Origin of the sequence: Mycolicibacterium chlorophenolicum, assembly GCF_001044235.1 — a bacterium.
GTDB lineage: Bacteria > Actinomycetota > Actinomycetes > Mycobacteriales > Mycobacteriaceae > Mycobacterium > Mycobacterium chlorophenolicum.
The window spans coordinates 1,119,112-1,135,545 of the sequence record NZ_JYNL01000064.1; the positions used below are offsets into that span (position 1 = coordinate 1,119,112).

Sequence of the window (16,434 nt, forward strand, 5' to 3'; positions counted from 1 at the left end):
GTCGGTCCATGGGGAAGCGGAAGAGGTGGGGACATTCTTTTGCGCGCTGGTATTACGGCCAGGGGAAGGGCAGACAGTTTGCCCTCTGCTTCAGCCTGTTCTCGATGATCGTCCTCGGCTTGGTGCTGACCGCACCGTTGCTGAAGCCGGAGGCGAAAGAGGTGGAAGTGTGGTGTTCACCCGACGGCTCCTTCAAGGTCTTCCTGAGTCCCGATGATCCTCGACTGCAACCTGTAGGGCCGAACGGGGAGCTTGGGCTCGGTGTCAGCCTGTGCGACCTCACCATGGGACCCCCGACAGCAGAAAGCCCCGCCCGGTAATCCTGGACGGGGGCTCGCGTAGGTTCTAGAGGACCCAGCCCGAGAACAACGAAAGCCGTCATGTCCGAGGATCAGACCACAGACGTTCCGCCGAACCACCTTTCCATCGATCCGCGCAGTCCCTTCTATGACGAAGAGGTGCTCCGCCGCGATGTGGGTGTCCGCTTCAACGGCGTCGAGAAGAACAACGTGCACGAATACAACGTGGACGAGGGTTGGGTGCGGGTCGAGGTTCCCACGGCGAAGGACCGCCGTGGAAACCCCATGGTCGTCAAGACCAGTGGCACGGTCGAACCCTATTTCCGCTCGCCGAAGTAGCACCCGGGCCGCGTGCTGAGCATTCGCTCAGCATTCCCCTGACGTAGCCGCGCTCGGCCGGTAGCTTCCTTGGCATGCCCTTGGAGCTGGCCGCGTTCTTCCGGACGACTCTGCCGCTCGACCTCAGCGGGCTGGATGACCTGGACGACGGCCGCTACCACTCGCTGTGGATGCCCGACCACCTGGTGAGCTTCTGGCCCGACTCGGTCTGGACGTCCGAGTTCACCGACCTCGCGGACGTGTCGCCATCGCCGCACCGCTACGTCGACGCGCTCACTCTCGCCGGTGCGGTCGCGGCTCGCACGACACGCACCCGGCTCGCCACCAGCGTCCTCGACACCGTCCGGCGCCACCCGGTGATGCTGGCCCAGTCGGCGCTGACTCTGAGCCATCTCTCGGACGGCCGGTTCATCCTCGGGCTCGGCGCCGGCGAGCGCGAGAACCTGGTTCCCTACGGGTTCGACCACCGGGGCACGGTGAGCCGGTTCGCCGAGGCGGTGCGTCTGATCCGATTGCTGTGGGACGCCGACGGGCCGATCGACGTCGCCGGACGCTACTTCACGCTGGCGCACGCCCGGCTGGACACCGAGCCGCACCCCACCGGTCCGCCACCGATTTGGATCGGCGCCAACGGCCCCCGCATGTTGGACCTCGTCGGCGAACTCGGCGACGGCTGGTGGCCGACGGGCAGCGCCGGGCCCGAGACATATGCGAGCCAGCTGGCCCACATCCGGGCGGCAGCCGAACAGGCCGGGCGCGACCCGGACGCGATCACGCCGGCGAAGATGGTGGTCTGCCTCATCGGCGAACCCGACGAGCTCAGCGAGATCATGCAACGCCCGCTGGTGAAATCGCTCGTGCTGCAACTCACGGCCGAGGCACTGGCAGCCGCCGGCCACCGGCATCCGATGGGGGAGCACTGGCGCGGTATCCAGGACATCGACCCGCGCTCACCCGCGAGAGGCTGCTTCGGCTTTTCGAGCAGGTGGACCCGGCGGCGATCCTGTCCGTCGTGCCGCACGGCACCCCGAAGCAGGTCGCCGCGCAGATCGCCGACTTCGGCGCGGCGGGCGCACGGGTCGTCTCGGTGCTCGACTACAGCGGGATGGCCGGTCAGGCCTACGCGGCCGATTCGGCGCGCAAAGTCCGCGAGGTCGAGGACGCAGTCATGGAGCTCGCGGGGAGCGCGTCATGACCCGGTTGGACACCGACGTTCTGCTCGCCCACGCGCGCGAGTCGACGGGCCTCACCGACTTCGGTGACGACACCCTGCCCACGCGCGTGGCGATGGTCGTCGATCGGCTGAACGGCGCCGAACTCGATGACACAGGTTCGCGGGCGGCCGCAGACACGATCAACGGGCTGCTGACGAGCCGTCTGCACTTCATGGCGGACCACGCGCACCTACCGATCGCTACAGAACGGATCTCGGCCCCACTGTTCGCCACGGGCGAGCCCCGGTCGGGTACGACGCTGCTGCATGCGCTGCTCGCCGAGAACGAGGACGCGCGAGCGCTGCGGTTCTGGGAGGTGATGTATCCCTCGCCGCCGCCCGGTCCGGCCGTTGACGACGATCCGCGCCGGGCGCGGGCCGATGCCGACTGGCGCGAGATCCTCCATCGCATCCCGCCGTGGATCGTCAGTCACCCCTACAACGATCTGCTCGGCGACGGGCTGCCCGAATGTGAACGCACGTGGGCCTTCGACTTCCGTGCCACGAACCCGAGTGCGTGGTGGCGGGTTCCGATGACCATCCACACCTTCCCACAGGACCACCACGCGCAATACGCGCTGCACCGCATGATGTTGCAGCACATTCAATACACCCGACCGCCGAAGCGATGGGTGCTCAAGGGCTTCCACGGCCGACGCCTGCGAGCGCTGTTCGACACCTACCCCGACGCCCACATCGTCTGGGTACACCGCGACCCCGTGCAGGTGCTCGCCTCGCAGATCGTGGCCTTCGGGCAGATCAACGAATGCTTGGCCGGGTCGCTGGACTGGAATCAGTACGCCGAAGCCACGATCGAAGGATCACGGGCCAACTTCCACGCCTATCTCGACGACCCGCTCGTGGACGACCCCCGTATCCACCACGTCCGTTATTGCGACTTCGTCGCCGACCCCGTCGCCACGATCGGCGCCTTCTACGACTTCGCGGGAGCACCGTTCTCGACAAACGCGGAGAAAGCGATGCGCGACTACCTCGTCGCCAATCGCACTGACCGGTACGGCAAGTTCACCTACTCCACCGACGTCCTTCCGGTTCCCGTTCGGCAACTCCACGACGAATTCGCCCCCTATCGCGAACGTTTCGGCATCGACATCGAGACGAGGCGCTGATGGCATTCGGTGACAGCGACGAGGACGTGGCGCTGCGAGCGGCCTGGCACGCATTCTGCGACCGGCTGAAGGCGGCAGGGGATCTCGCGTTCAAGGACACCTCGCCGGCAAACCCCCTGCAGCGCGCCGACGCCTTCCGCTACCTGACGCAGAACCTCGGTCAGGCCTACGATCTCGCGCTGGAGACCAAGAACACCCGCTATCCGATGATCCACCCGTTCTGCGGGCCGACCCGCAAGCTCGGCGGTGACAACGCCGACTTCGTCTATCTACAGGCATGGATCGACGGCGCCTCGACATACCGGATCGCGGGCGATCGCGGCACAGCGCGGTTCATCAACTTCACCGTCCAAGGGCCGCGACCCGACAAGGACGTGTACTACGGCGCCGATCACCCGAACCTGCATGAGCCCTTCGGTGACACACCTGAGGCCAACATCACCGGCGACGACCTGGTGACCGAGCCGGATGGCAGCTTCGAGCTCTACATCGGCGGTGCCAGTCGGGGGCCGAATTGGCTGCCGACGACGCCGGGCTCTCGAAAGCTGTTCATGCGCCAAGGCTTCGACTCCTGGGCGGAGCGCTCGGCGCAGTTCAGTATCGAGCGCATCGACATGGAGGAGCCACGTCCAGTGCCGACGCCTGAGGATCTCATCGCGTCCATGCAGTGGGCCGGCGATTTCCTCACGGGGGTCATGACGGACTGGCCCGATCGCGAACTGGAGATCGGGTCGCTGTTCGGTGAGCCCGAGCCCAACGTCTTCCCGGGTGCGCGGTTCGCCGGAACGGCGGAGCAACGCGATGCGCGCCGCGGCCGGCTGATCGTCACGATGCCGTGGCGACTCGGGGCGGACCAGGCGTTGATCGTGGAGTTCGCCGACGGCGGGGACTTCTGGATGCTGACCAACATGGGCGCGTTCTGGAACAGCATGGACTATCTGTACCGTCCGGTGAGCCACACACCGAGCAGGTCGGCGGTCGACTCCGACGGCCGCGTGCGAATGGTGTTGGCACACAACGACCCGGGTGTGCACAACTGGATCGACACGCAACAGTTCGGCGAGGGCTACCTCACGATGCGTGTCGTCGGGAGTCGTCAGCTGCCGGAGGTGAGCACCAGGGTCGTCACCGCCGCCGAACTCGACACGGCGCTGCCGGCTGACACCCGACGCGTCACGACGGAGGAACGCGCCGCGCAGCTGCACGCCCGCTTCGACGCCGTCCGTCGAAGGTTCGGGATCTGAGATGGATCCGACGCTCGAAACGCTCGGCACGTCGGCCTTCGACAACGTCTACCACGTGGGTCACCTGGTACCGGATCTGTTGCGTGCCATGGAGACGCTCGGCTCCGCCATGCAGATCACGTGGACGCCGCCGTTCGAGATGCGCAGCGGCTTCACCCGTCCAGACGGATCCGCGGACGATCAGGCAGTGCGCATCGCCTTCTCCACCTCCGGCCCGCCGTATCTGGAATTGATCGAGGTCGTCGCTGCGGTCGACTCGATCTTCGCGGAGCCGAAGGCGGGGGGCATGCACCACGTCGGCTACTACGCACAGCGCTGGCGTGACGACGTCACGAGACTGCAGGACGACGGGTGGGAGGTGGAGCGCACGGGGGCCGGGGTGGCGTTCCTGCGCGACCCGAGTAGCGGGCTTCGGGTGGAGGTGGTGAGCTTCCGCGGCCGCGACTTCCTTCGGCGGATACTCGACGGTTCGATGGCGGCGGCGTACCCCCTGACCGAGCGCCCGTGAGGGCCCTCGCCCATACCTCGCAGGGGACGCTGCGGGGTGACCCATGTGGAGAGATCGTCGTCTTTCGGGGAGTGCCGTACGCGGCGGCGCCGACGGGCGAGCGCCGTTGGCGCCCAGCGCAAGCCGCCCCGGGCTGGAAAGGTGTACGCGAGGCGATCGCATTCGGACCGATCCCGCCGCAGCACATCTCGCCCGAGCGGCTGGCCAAGCGCGGGCTGTCGATGAGCGAAGACTGTTTGACGTTGAACATCTGGACGCCCGCCGTCGACGACAGCCGCCGACCTGTTCTGGTTTTTCTGCATGGCGGCGGGCAGACACAGGGGCACGGGTCTGCTCCGCTGCTCGATGGATCGCGGCTCGCGCGGCGTGGCGACATCGTGGTGGTGACGATCAATTTCCGGCTCGGCGTGCTGGGGTCGCTCTACGCGCCCGACTGGCATGGAGCCGACTCCACCAACCTGACACTGCGCGACCAGATACAGGCGTTGCGCTGGGTCCGCGAGGAGATCGGAGCTTTCGGCGGCGACCCCGGTGCTCTCACGGTGGCGGGGCAATCGTCCGGGGCCATCGCGATATCAGCCTTGCTCGCGGGTGGATGCGACCTCTTCGATCGCGCGATCCTGCAGAGCGGCGGTGTGGAGCGGGTTCGTTCGACGGCGGCCGCCTCGGCCGTGGCGGCGCAACTTCGTGCCCTCAGGTGTGCCGAAAAGCCTGGCGTTGCGGACATCCTTGCCGCGCAACGGAAAATCGACACCGGATTCGTACCGCCGCAAGGGCCGTTCCATCCCTGCGTGGATGGCGACATCATCGAGGAGCATCCGTTGGTGGTCGCGCGCACGCGCCCGATGCGGGCCATTCCCGTCCTGGCCGGAACGACGCGCGATGAATGGCGGATCTTCGACGCAGCGCTCGACGGGGACGTCTTCACCGAGAGATATGTGCAGCAGAGGGCTCAGGCACTCGCCGGTGATGCCGCCGACGCCGACGCGGTGGTGGCGACGTATCGGGCGGACCATGGCAGCCATCGTGATGTCGCCAGCGCGATGGTCACCGACTACCACTTCACCGCGCCGACCGAGCAGTTCGTCCGCGCGCACGCGAGGTACGGCAACACGGTGTTCCGCTACGAACTGCAATGGCCCTCTCCGCGTGCGGGACTGGGTGCTTGCCACGATTCGTGCCTGCCCTTGCTGTTCGGCAACCTGGACGCTGCACCTGCACTGGCCGGTACCGGCGACGCAGCGCGTCGCATGTCGGACGTCGTCCAGACGCTGTGGCTGGAGTTCATCCGCGCGGGGGAGCCGTGGGACCGCTATGACCGCGCTGGCGGACCCACGATGGTGCTGGGTTCCGAGTGTGAGACTGCCTGTGATCACCGCGCAGAGCAACTCGGCTTCTGGGAGAACCGCTATCCCGCCTACGGGTGAGCGATCAGGGGCCGCAGCAGGTTCCGCGATGCCGGGCGTTTGTCAGGCCACTTGGTCGCCGGGTGGTGCGGGTCCGCCGGGTTGGGCGGGGTCGGCGGTCTCGCCGGCGGGTTCGTCGTCGTCGGGTGGGCGTAGCAGCAGTTCGGGGCGGTGGTGGGTGTTGACGCGGGTTTGGCCGGTGTCCAGGTGCGGGGGTGGGGTCCATTCGACTTCGTGACGCCCGTTCATCGCGGTGCTCCAGCCGCCTTCTTTCACCGCGCGGTTGTCTGGGGGGCAGGCCAGTCCGAGGTCGTTGACGTTGGTGTTCCCGCCTTGGGCCCAGTCGGTGGTCGCATGATGGGCCTGAGACCCGTAGGCGCCCACGGTGCAGCACGGTTTCGTGCAGCCCCCGTCGCGGGCGATGAGCATGATCCGCTGCGCGGGGGAGGCGACGCGGCGGGTGCGGAACAAATCCAACGCCGACCCGGTCGATCGGTCGAACACGGCGAGGTAGTGGTTGGCGTGGCCGGCCATCTTGATGACGTCGCGGATGGGGAGGCGGGTGCCGCCGCCGGTGACGCCGATCCCGGCCCGGGATTCCAGGTCTTGGAGGGTGGTGCGGATGATCACCGACACTGGTAACCCGTTCAATTGACCGGCCTCGCCGCTCATCAACGCGATGCGCCCGACGGCGAGTAGGGCGTCGTGTTGGCGTTGGGCCAGGTTGCGGTGATCGTTGTCGATCTGGGCTTGGGTCGGTGTCCCGGAGGTGCAGGGTTGCGGGTCGTCGGGGTTGCACATGCCCGGCGCGGCGTATCTGGCGAACAACACTTCCCAGACCGCCCACGCCTCGGGGGTGAGCCGGGCGGCCAGGTCGGTCATCGCGTCCCGGCGCTGAGGACGTTTCGTGACCCCGCGCGTGCGGGCGCGTTCGGTGTCATCGGGTTCGGGGCCGTCCTGATCGAGCAGGAACAACCGCTGATCGGCGGCGTCTTTGACCGCGCTCGGGCCGGCCCCGACCGCGTCGCGGACCAGGTCGACCTCGAACTGCTCGCGGNCTGATCGAGCAGGAACAACCGCTGATCGGCGGCGTCTTTGACCGCGCTCGGGCCGGCCCCGACCGCGTCGCGGACCAGGTCGACCTCGAACTGCTCGCGGGTGGTGGTGTCCACGAACCCGGGCAGTTTATCGACGGCCTTGCGGATCACCTCGACATGTTGGGCGTTGATCAGCCCTTTCTCCTGGGCGACCGCGGTGGCATGCAACACCGGCGGCAGCGGCGGCCCGGTCACCGGCTGGCGCGGGGCCAACAGGGCGGCGTCGGTCAACCGGCGGTGCGCCTCGGATGTGGAGATGCGCCACCGGATCGCCAGCACGTCTTTCCAGTTCTTGGCGCCCATCTGCTGCGGGGTGGTCTCGACCTGCAGCCGCGCCAACAGCCGGTGCCGCAGGGCGGGCAGCCGGCACCACACGGTTTCCAGCTCGTCCAAGACATCCACGAGTTCAGCACGGGTCGCCAGATCACAGTCCGCGGCGGCCAGTTCGTCGACGGCGGCCACCACCGTGGCCACCGCGGCTCGCAGATCCCCCGTCGACATGATTCGAACATACGTGCGACCACCGACAAAAACGGGGCCGTAGAGCCGAGGGATGTCTAGTGATTCAGCGATCCTGGCGGCCAGTCGACGCCGATCTCGTCGCAGATCGGCGGAATGATGATCAGCGCTCCACGTGGGCTGCAGAACGGCGTTCCCGGCGGCGGACCCGGCGGCGGTGGCGGCGGTGTGAACACCGGAGCGGGACCATCGGCGTAGATCCAGCTGTCGAGCGCATCCCCTTTCAGCGCAACCATTTTCACGTTGCCTTTTCCGGATGGGACGGTGTACCACGTGTGGCAGGTGTTCATGTCCCAGCGGATCATCGGAAACGGCAACGCCTGACCCGGGCACCAGTTGTTCGCCGGAGGACTGAACGGCTGAGCCTCGGCCGCGCCCGCGGTGACGAGGAGGGCGGCTGCTGCGGCGGCGGTCGTCGCCACCAGTCGTCGGACATTCATGCGGTCTTCCTTCGTCGGCCGACGTCGTCGCGTGTCGGAATGCACCGAGTACACGGCGTCGTGGCGGCTACCGATCCCACAATTGTGTTCCCGAACAGTCCCCACTGCGGCGGGAATGCTCAGGCTGGATCGGCAAACGGCGCCGGACTCGAGAACTTTGCCGACCGATTCCTTCGTCGGGTAATACGATGTCGCCTCGGGGAAAGGCGGGCCGTGTGCGATGAACGCTTCGGTTATCGGTCGGGTGGGGGCGCTGGCGGTCTTCTTCGGGGTGGGGGCCGCAGTCCTGATGCCCTGTGCGGTGGCGTCGGCGGCTCCTGACTCATCCACCTCCGCGTCGCAGTCGGCGGCGAGTGACCCGACGCCGCGCACCCATGCGCGCACAAGGCCGGCGGCGGCGTCCGATGCCGTCTCTGTTCGATCGACGACGTCACGAAGCGACAGGGATGGCCGGCGGCGAACTCGCGAAGCCAGGGTGCAGGCGCGTGAAGAGCGGCGCCAGGCGGCGCAAGAACGTCGACTGACGGCGGAGCAACCATCCGAGTCGGAACACGTTGCGCCGCAATCCCCGACGTCCACCATCTCCTTCGAGCGCACCCCACCGTCGGACCGGACCGGCGCGCGGGCGCACCGTGATCCTGTCCCTCCCGGGGTGGTGAGCCTCGCGCTGACATCCGCGCTCGAGATCGCGGTGGCGGTGTCGGCGTCGATCCTGAACTTCGCGCCGCCCAGTCCGACCGCGGCACCACCGAGGCTCAAACTCCACGGGTACAGCCTGGTGCCCAGTTCCACCGAAGAGGTCACCTCGTTCTACGGGCAGTGGACGTATCTGCCCGGAGCGCCGAGCCTGGTGCAGGGCACCCAGCACTTCGACATCGTCGACCCCCGCACGAAGGACACCGTGGGGGATTTCGACGCACTGGTGAGCAGGGGCAACGGTTACAACTACACCTCGCTGCTCGTCACGGCCAACGACGGCACCGATGTCGGCGCCGCGGCCGGGCAGGTGCCGCCGGTCGGCTCCCTGATCGCCACCTTCCGGTTCGGACCCGTCGGGTGGGCTTACTCCGACATGCCGTCGCCGTCGGGGAACGTCATCTCGCTGGCCCTGGTGACGCCTTTCGGGAACATCCCGCTGCGCAGTACCTTCGACGGCGCCAAGGGCATCGCCGACCACACCGTGGACGACAGGCCGGTCAGGCTCACCAACGGCTACAGCATGGCGCCGGCCGACCCGCTCGGCGAAACCATCACGGCGACAAGCGGAGTGCTTCCGCTGTGGACCTCCGTGCAGGGCCATCAGGTGTTCGGGATCTTCGACCCGACCGGCGCTCAGGTCGGAAGCTTCGACGGTGTCTTCACCACCACCTCGGACATTCTCGGCACCTACACGCAGGCCATCCTGGTGACCGGAAACGACGGCGTCAACGTCGGCGCGGGCGCCGGGCAGGTTCCCCCCGTCGGCTCCGTCTACAACGTCGTCTACGCCGGTGCCGACACCGACTACGTGCTCTACTCGTCGATGCCCTCGGCGGCCGGCGATGTCGTCACCGTCGAACAGGTGAACTCGGGCACCGTTCAGACGAGCCCGCGAACGTTCATCGACGCGTCGGAACCGCCTTCCACGCAGCCGCTGTCGGTCTCGCGCGGACTGACCCTCGTTCCTGTGTCCCCGCTGCAGCCCGCCGGAATCAACGGTCTGCCGCCCAGAGAGGTGCAATATCAGGGCTACCAACAGTTCGACGTCCACGACGCGAGGGGCGCGCGTATCGGAAGCGTCGACGCTACGGTCTTCACCCAGCACGATCTGTTCGGCATCCAGAGTAGGGCCGTCCTGGTCACCGACGTGACCGACGGTGTCGCCGGTATCACGCCGGGCGATGTGCCGCCCGTCGGATCGGTGTTCAACGTGATGTTGTTGGGCGACAGTGGGTTCGGGACCGTGCAGTCCGTCCTACCCACTCCGTCGCGGGATGTGAAGACGTTCGCTTTCGCGACACCCCTGGGCAACGTCCCGGTGTTCTATGCCCGCAAGCGGGTGCCTGACCGCATCGATGTCTCGTTCCTCGATCCGTTCCTGGAAGTCTGACGGTCGACGGCCTCGACCCGACGCAGTCGGATCATCGTTGTGGCCACCAACTCTTCTCCCGCAGCAGGGTCGCAATGGCCGGGACGGTCAGGGTGCGCACGACGAAAGTGTCGAGCAGCAAACCGCACCCGATGACGAATCCCGCCTGGATCATCATGTCGACCGAGCCGAGCATGAGCCCGAACATGCTGGCGGCGAAAATGACTCCTGCTGAGGTGATCACGGATCCGGTATTGGCGACGGTCCGGAGCACGCCGACGCGCATGTTCGTGGTGGATTCCTCGCGCAGTCGAGAGACGAGCAGCATGTTGTAATCCGCGCCCACTGCGACCAGCAGGATGAACGCCAACAGCGGCACCGGCCACGCGATGTCGTGGCCCAGCCAGTACTGAAAAACGAGTACCCCCAGGCCCAAAGCGGCCACATAGTTCAGCACGACCGTGCCCAGCAGATAGAGGGGCGCCACGAGGGCGCGCAAGAGCAGAACCAGGACGATGCCGACGATCAGCAGTGTGGCGGCGGCCAGTCTCGTGAAATCCGCTGAGAGCAGCTGTTGGAGGTCGGAGTTGACAGCCGGAAAGCCGGCGACCGAGATCTCCGTGTCGGCCAGTGACGTGTTGGGTCGCGCTGCGTTGGCCGCGTCGACGATGTCGCGGTTGAGCGCCATCGCCTCAGCCGAGAAGGGATCGTAGGACGACGTGATGGCGAAGCGCACGGTACGTCCGTCCGGTGAAACGAATCGCGCTGCCATGTCGCTGAATTGGTGGTTATCGAACGTGCCGGAAGGCAGATAGAACCCCGATGCGGCATCGGACCCGGCCGTGGCGCGCGCCGAGTTCTGCAGTTGGTTAGCGATTTGGCTCATCCCGCCGAGCATCTGGATGTTGCTGTCCGCCAGGGTGTGTACACCGGTGGCCAGGGTCTGCGCGCCGGAGGCGAGGCGGCTGACCCCGTCTTGGAGCCGCCGCACATTGCCGGCCAGATCGGCGGGATCACCGACCGCGGCGAGGGTGTGCCGCATCGTCGCGGCGGCCTCCTGAACGCCGGCCACTGTATCGGCCACGCTCGCGTTCTGGCGGAAGTGACCGCTGATATCCGCGACCTGATCGAAGAACCCGCTGTTGCGGAGCGTCACCAGGACCTGTGTCTCGGCGCGGAGCTGGGCGCACTGTGGTGTGGTGGCGCACCACGGAGAGGCGTCGAGGCCGGCGATGAGCGGCTCGATCACTCCAACGGCCGTGGCGGCCTGCTGGGCCAGAGGTCGCAGGCCCGCTCCGTTACGCAGAGCCTGATCGATGGAGGGTGCGGCCGAATCGAGTTGTCGGAGCAGAGGCTGCGCGTTCTCCAGTGTCTGGGTGGACGCCTGCGCCCGACTGAGTATGCCGGCCAGCGGGTTCAGAGCCCGTCGCAGTGTGGTGTCGAGCTGGCCCAGCCCGGCGGCGAGTTGATCGGCTCCGCTGGTGAGTCTGGCGAGATCGTCCTCGTGCGCCCGGCCGTCGGCGACGGCAGCGGCCATCTTGTCGCCGATACGGCCGTTCTGCCACGACAGCTGCGCCTGGTCGAGTCGCCTCCCGGTCGGGCGGGTCACCCCGGCGACTGTGGTGACGCCCGCCACCTGGGAAATGCGCGACGCCAGTTCGTCGAGGTCGGCCAGGCTCTTGGCGGTCCGAAGGTCGGTCTTCGACTGCACGAGCAGAAACTGGCTGATGACAGCGTCTTTGGGAAAATGCCGGTCCAACAGCTGGTAACCCTGATTGCTCTCGGTGCCACTGGGTTGTCCTGCGCGGTCGTCGTAGCTGATCTTCATGGTGGTCGCCGCCGCGCACAGCGCCAGCAGGACCGCCAGGCTCGCCGCCAGCAGCGGCCACGGTCGACGCACCACCGCCACGGCCGCTCGATTCCAATAGCGACGCGAGAGATCGGGGCGGGGGTCCCCGACGCCACGCCGGGCGGCGAGCGCCAACACCGGCGGAAGCAGTGTCACGGTCGCCAGGAAGCCGATCAGCACGGCGACCGCACAGGCGGGACCGACTCCTTGAAAGACGCTGAGGCGGGCGAAGGCCATGGCGGCGAACGTCAACGCCACCGTCGCCGCCGAGGCCAGGATCACTCGGCCGATGCTTCCGGTCGCTGCCACGATGGCGTCTTCGGCATCGCGGCCTTGGCGGCGCTGCTCGTGGTAGCGACTGATGAGGAACACGCTGTAATCCGTGCCGGCGCCCAGCAGGATGGCCACCAGGAAGGTGATCGTGAACTGCGACACCGGTACCCCTGCTTCGCCGAGGGCCGACAAGATCCCCCGCGCAACCGCCAGGCTGATCCCGATGACCAGCAGCGGCAGCAGCGCAGTGAACACCGAGCGATACACCAGGAGAAGAATCAGCGCGATGACGACCGCGGTGGCGATCGACACCACGTGCGCGTCGCGTTCGCCCGTGGCGATCTGATCGTGGAAGGTGGTGGGCGGACCGGTGACGTGGGCGACGGTCGAGGTGCCGGCGAACGCCGATGCCACGGTCGCGCGCACCGCGTCGATCGCCTCCGCGGCGGTGGGGTCGCCGAGGGTGCCCGCGATTCCGACCGGGAGAAACCACGCTTTCCCGCCCTCGCTGACGCCCTGCGCGCGGGTGGTCGGGTCCGCCAGGAGATCCTGCACCATCAGGACGTGCTCGCTGTCGGCGCGCAATGCGGCGACGAGGCCGGAGTAGCGTTGCTGCGCGGACGGATTCAGCCCTGCCGGATCCTCCATCGCGACGACGATCGACGTCTTCGCGCCCCGCTCGTCGAACGCTGCGGCCATGCGGTCGAATGACTGGAACGAGGCCACGTCGTCGGGCAGCAGTTGCACCGACTGCTTACCGACCACGGTCTCGAGTTGCGGAAAGACCACGGCGAGCAGCACTGCAGCGCCGAGCCATGCGCCGATCACCAGCGCTTTGTGGCGGATCGCGAACTGGCCGAGTGCGGCCAGGCGTGGACTGTACTCACCGCGATGCTCGCGCGGCCGGCGCGAGACCGCGGGCAGCGTGATCATTCGGCGGTCGTCCCCGAAAAGAGCTGTGCGACAGGCGGTTGCACTTGCCTACGCCACGCATCCGGCCGTGTGCCGAGCTGACGGGGATGTGCGCCGGTGAGAGATCCGATAAATTGACGATCTCGAAGCATCGGCGCCCCTATCATTGTGGTGAAGCTCTTCACCAAACTAGTTGGTGACACTCTTCACCAAAGTTGTGGCGAGACGCAACCCCGGCGCTGAAAAGAGGAGGTGTGCCCGCTCTGATGGCCATGCATCGCGGACAGACCGCCGATCAACGACGGGAGCAGCGCCGCCGCCAATTGATGGAGGCCGCACTCGACACCGTGGCCGAGAGCGGCGTCGGCGATCTGCGCGTGCGGGCGATCAGCGCCCGCGCCCGACTCAACGACCGCTATTTCTACGAGAGCTTCGCCGATTGTCACGAACTGCTCCTGGCGGTCTTCGACGACGAGTTCACCCGTGCACTGACGGGGATCATGGCAACACTGTCGGAGTCGCCGCCCGATCTCAGGCCTCGCGTGCGGGCAATCTTCGAGTTCGCGTTCGCCTTCCTCGACGAGGACCCCCGCCGGTCGCGTCTCCTGACAGAGTTGCAGACGGCGGAGGCTCTCGCGCCGCGTCGTCACGAGGTGACCGACACCCTCACCGACATCATGGTGGGGCAGGTCCGCGAACTACTGGGAGCGCGTGCGGGGACCGATGACACCGTGAGGCTGACGTCGCTGACCGTCATCAGCGGCCTGCTCGAACTGGTCGCGCAGTGGTACCGGCAGCAGATCGATGTCGACCGATCGCAGATGATCGAGTTCACGACCGCTCTGGTCGTCACCACGACGGACATCACCGGCGCCCTGGAACGTCAACTCTCGCAAGCGGTCAACGATCACTCCCAGGAGTGAGGACGACGCCGATCAGCGTGCGTGCTGATCCGCGACGTCCAGCGCGGCATCGAGGATGCGAAGGCCCTCTGCCACTTCGTCATCGGTGACGTTGCACGGCGGCACCGCGTGGATGCGGTTGAAGTTCGCGAAGGGCAGCAGACCGCCGGACTTGCACGCCGCCAGCACCGCCGCCATCGCCGGACTGCTTCCGCCGTACGGCGCCAACGGTTCGCGGGTCGCCTGATCGGCGACCAGTTCGATCGCCCAGAACACGCCGAGTCCCCGGACCTCTCCGACACTGCGGTGCCGGGTGGCCAGCTCGCGCAGGCCCGGGCCGAGCACGTCGGCGCCGATGCGCGCGGCGTTGTCGACCATGCCCTCGTCCTCCATCGCGTTGATGGTGGCCACCGCGCAGGCGGTCGCCAGCGGGTGACCCGAGTACGTCAGCCCGCCGGGGTAGGCACGGTCGGCGAAGGTGTCATAGATCGCCTCGTTGATCGCGACGCCGCCGAGCGGGACGTAACCGGACGTGACACCCTTGGCGAAGGTGATCAGATCCGGGACGACGTCGAAGTTGTCGATTGCGAACCACTTTCCGGTCCGGCCGAAGCCGGCCATCACCTCGTCGGCGATGAACACGATGCCGTAGCGGTCACAGATCTCGCGCACGCCGGCCATGTATCCCGGCGGCGGCACCATGATGCCCGCGGTGCCGGGCACGGACTCGAGGATGATCGCCGCGAACGAGTTCGGACCTTCCATCTGGATCAGCCGCTCGAGATGCTCGAGTGCCCGCTGCGTCTCCTGCTCCTCGGTCTCGGCGTGGAACGCCGAACGGTAGAGGAACGGACCGTGGAAATGCACGACGCCACTGCTGGCATAGTCGTTCGGCCAGCGACGCGGATCACCGGTCAGGTTGATCGCGGTGTCCGTGCCGCCGTGGTACGAGCGGTACCGAGACAGCACCTTGTACCGGCCGGTGTGCAGCCGGGCCATCCGGACCGCATGCTCGACGGCGTCGGCGCCGCCGTTGGTGAAAAAGATCCGATTGAGGTCACCGGGGGTGCGCTCGGCGATCAGCCGGGCTGCTTCCGAGCGCGCGTCGTTGACGTGCTGCGGCGCGACGGTGCACAGCGTCGCGGCCTGCTCGGCAATGGCCGCAACGACTTTCGGATGCTGATGGCCGATGTTGGTGTTCACCAGCTGCGACGAGAAGTCCAGCAGCCGGTTGCCGTCACCGTCCCACAGGTAGGAACCCTTGGCGGCGAGAACCGTCATCGGGTTGATCTGTTCCTGCGCCGACCACGAATGGAAGACGTGCTTGCGGTCCAGCTCGTAGGCGCGTCGCCCCCGCGCGATCGCGGTGTCGATGTCCTCCCCCGTGGGAAGGCTGCTCAAAGTCGTTGTCATCGTGAGGTTTCCTGGAGGCTCAGTTGGTGGGGAAGCCGAGGTTGATGCCGCCGTGGCTGGGGTCGAGCCAGCGGGCGGTGATGGCTTTTTGGCGGGTGAAGAAGTTGACGCCGTCGNCTCTTCCGATCTTGCACAAGACACGCACGCTCGCGGGATGAGCTCAGTTGGTGGGGAAGCCGAGGTTGATGCCGCCGTGGCTGGGGTCGAGCCAGCGGGCGGTGATGGCTTTTTGGCGGGTGAAGAAGTTGACGCCGTCGAGGCCGTGGGCGTGGCTGTCGCCGAACAGGGAGGCTTTCCAGCCGCCGAAGCTGTAGTAGGCCATCGGGACGGGGATGGGGACGTTGATGCCGACCATGCCGACTTCGACTTCGTTTTGGAAGCGCCGGGCCGCACCGCCGTCGTTGGTGAAGATGGCGGTGCCGTTGCCGTAGGGGTTGGCGTTGATCAGTGCCAGGGCTTGGTCATAGGTCTCCACCCGCACGACCGACAGGACGGGGCCGAAGATCTCGTCGGTGTAGACGCTCATGTCGGGGGTGACCTGGTCGAGCAGGGTGGGGCCGAGCCAGAAGCNTCCACCCGCACGACCGACAGGACGGGGCCGAAGATCTCGTCGGTGTAGACGCTCATGTCGGGGGTGACCTGGTCGAGCAGGGTGGGGCCGAGCCAGAAGCCCTCGGCGCCGCCGTCAGCCGCCACGGTGCGGCCGTCGACGACGACTTTGGCGCCGGCGGTTTCGCCGGCGTCGATGTAGCCGGCGACTTTGTCGCGGTGGGCCTGGGTGACCAGGGGTCCCATGTCGGCGTCACCGGTGCCGTCACCGAT

Annotated in this window: 13 protein-coding genes and 3 pseudogenes; 9 read left to right on the top strand and 7 right to left on the bottom strand. The window is 67.2% G+C overall.

Going from position 1 to position 16,434, the window contains the following annotated elements; genetic code table 11:
• The first annotated feature begins 8 nt into the window (after nt 1–8).
• The 7 genes and pseudogenes from MCHLDSM_RS27550 to MCHLDSM_RS27580 all read left to right on the top strand — a co-directional run bounded on the left by MCHLDSM_RS27550 (nt 9) and on the right by MCHLDSM_RS27580 (nt 6,160).
• The gene (locus MCHLDSM_RS27550) at nt 9–320 is read left to right on the top strand and encodes a hypothetical protein (RefSeq protein ID WP_048472848.1); all 312 of its coding nucleotides are present in this window, start codon (nt 9–11) and stop codon (nt 318–320) included.
• Nucleotides 321–380: 60 nt separating this feature from the next.
• Nucleotides 381–638, top strand: a complete 258-nt coding sequence (locus MCHLDSM_RS27555; RefSeq protein WP_048472849.1) for a DUF3297 family protein — start codon at nt 381–383, stop codon at nt 636–638.
• 74 nt (nt 639–712) lie between these two features.
• A pseudogene (locus MCHLDSM_RS27560) lies at nt 713–1,833 on the top strand (LLM class flavin-dependent oxidoreductase).
• On the top strand, nt 1,830–2,981 hold the full coding sequence (locus MCHLDSM_RS27565; RefSeq protein WP_048472850.1) for a sulfotransferase family protein: 1,152 nt from the start codon (nt 1,830–1,832) through the stop codon (nt 2,979–2,981). Before MCHLDSM_RS27560 ends, MCHLDSM_RS27565 begins: the two are co-directional and overlap by 4 nt.
• The gene (locus tag MCHLDSM_RS27570; RefSeq protein ID WP_048472851.1) at nt 2,981–4,225 is read left to right on the top strand and encodes a DUF1214 domain-containing protein; all 1,245 of its coding nucleotides are present in this window, start codon (nt 2,981–2,983) and stop codon (nt 4,223–4,225) included. The genes MCHLDSM_RS27565 and MCHLDSM_RS27570 overlap by 1 nt, the downstream gene beginning before the upstream one ends.
• Nucleotide 4,226: 1 nt before the next feature.
• Nucleotides 4,227–4,733 (top strand): VOC family protein, encoded by a 507-nt coding sequence (locus tag MCHLDSM_RS27575; RefSeq protein ID WP_048472852.1) that lies wholly within the window; start codon nt 4,227–4,229, stop codon nt 4,731–4,733.
• The gene (locus MCHLDSM_RS27580) at nt 4,730–6,160 is read left to right on the top strand and encodes a carboxylesterase/lipase family protein (RefSeq protein WP_048472853.1); all 1,431 of its coding nucleotides are present in this window, start codon (nt 4,730–4,732) and stop codon (nt 6,158–6,160) included. Before MCHLDSM_RS27575 ends, MCHLDSM_RS27580 begins: the two co-directional genes overlap by 4 nt.
• Before the next feature lie 42 nt (nt 6,161–6,202).
• On the opposite strand, the gene MCHLDSM_RS39860 is transcribed toward MCHLDSM_RS27580, so the two are convergent.
• The 3 genes and pseudogenes from MCHLDSM_RS39860 to MCHLDSM_RS38235 all read right to left on the bottom strand — a co-directional run.
• A partial coding sequence (locus MCHLDSM_RS39860; protein WP_234714207.1) for an HNH endonuclease signature motif containing protein occupies nt 6,203–7,196 on the bottom strand: 994 nt, incomplete at its 5' end.
• Nucleotide 7,197: 1 nt separating this feature from the next.
• Nucleotides 7,198–7,737 (bottom strand): annotated as a pseudogene (locus MCHLDSM_RS39865) (DUF222 domain-containing protein); the annotation flags it as partial.
• 56 nt (nt 7,738–7,793) lie between these two features.
• Complete coding sequence (locus tag MCHLDSM_RS38235) at nt 7,794–8,777, bottom strand: hypothetical protein (protein WP_170216891.1); 984 nt, start codon at nt 8,775–8,777, stop codon at nt 7,794–7,796.
• 73 nt (nt 8,778–8,850) lie between these two features.
• On the opposite strand from MCHLDSM_RS38235, the gene MCHLDSM_RS27595 reads away from it, so the two are divergent.
• The gene (locus MCHLDSM_RS27595; protein WP_156455033.1) at nt 8,851–10,284 is read left to right on the top strand and encodes a hypothetical protein; all 1,434 of its coding nucleotides are present in this window, start codon (nt 8,851–8,853) and stop codon (nt 10,282–10,284) included.
• Between the two features lie 31 nt (nt 10,285–10,315).
• Here MCHLDSM_RS27595 and MCHLDSM_RS27600 read toward each other — a convergent pair whose 3' ends face one another.
• Nucleotides 10,316–13,318, bottom strand: a complete 3,003-nt coding sequence (locus MCHLDSM_RS27600) for an MMPL/RND family transporter (RefSeq protein WP_082169089.1) — start codon at nt 13,316–13,318, stop codon at nt 10,316–10,318.
• Nucleotides 13,319–13,551: 233 nt separating this feature from the next.
• On the opposite strand from MCHLDSM_RS27600, the gene MCHLDSM_RS27605 reads away from it, so the two are divergent.
• Nucleotides 13,552–14,220 carry a TetR/AcrR family transcriptional regulator gene (locus MCHLDSM_RS27605; RefSeq protein ID WP_048472856.1) on the top strand — a complete coding sequence of 223 codons (669 nt, stop codon included), beginning with the start codon at nt 13,552–13,554 and terminating at the stop codon, nt 14,218–14,220.
• Between the two features lie 12 nt (nt 14,221–14,232).
• Here the strand turns inward: MCHLDSM_RS27605 and MCHLDSM_RS27610 are convergent, their stop codons facing one another.
• From MCHLDSM_RS27610 to MCHLDSM_RS39875, 3 genes and pseudogenes are all read right to left on the bottom strand, one after another.
• Nucleotides 14,233–15,612, bottom strand: a complete 1,380-nt coding sequence (locus MCHLDSM_RS27610; protein ID WP_048472857.1) for an aspartate aminotransferase family protein — start codon at nt 15,610–15,612, stop codon at nt 14,233–14,235.
• A 160-nt stretch (nt 15,613–15,772) separates the two neighbouring features.
• Nucleotides 15,773–16,182: aldehyde dehydrogenase family protein (locus MCHLDSM_RS39870; RefSeq protein ID WP_170216894.1), on the bottom strand; the 410-nt coding region annotated here is incomplete at its 5' end.
• A 1-nt stretch (nt 16,183) separates the two neighbouring features.
• A pseudogene (locus tag MCHLDSM_RS39875) lies at nt 16,184–16,434 on the bottom strand (aldehyde dehydrogenase family protein); the annotation flags it as partial.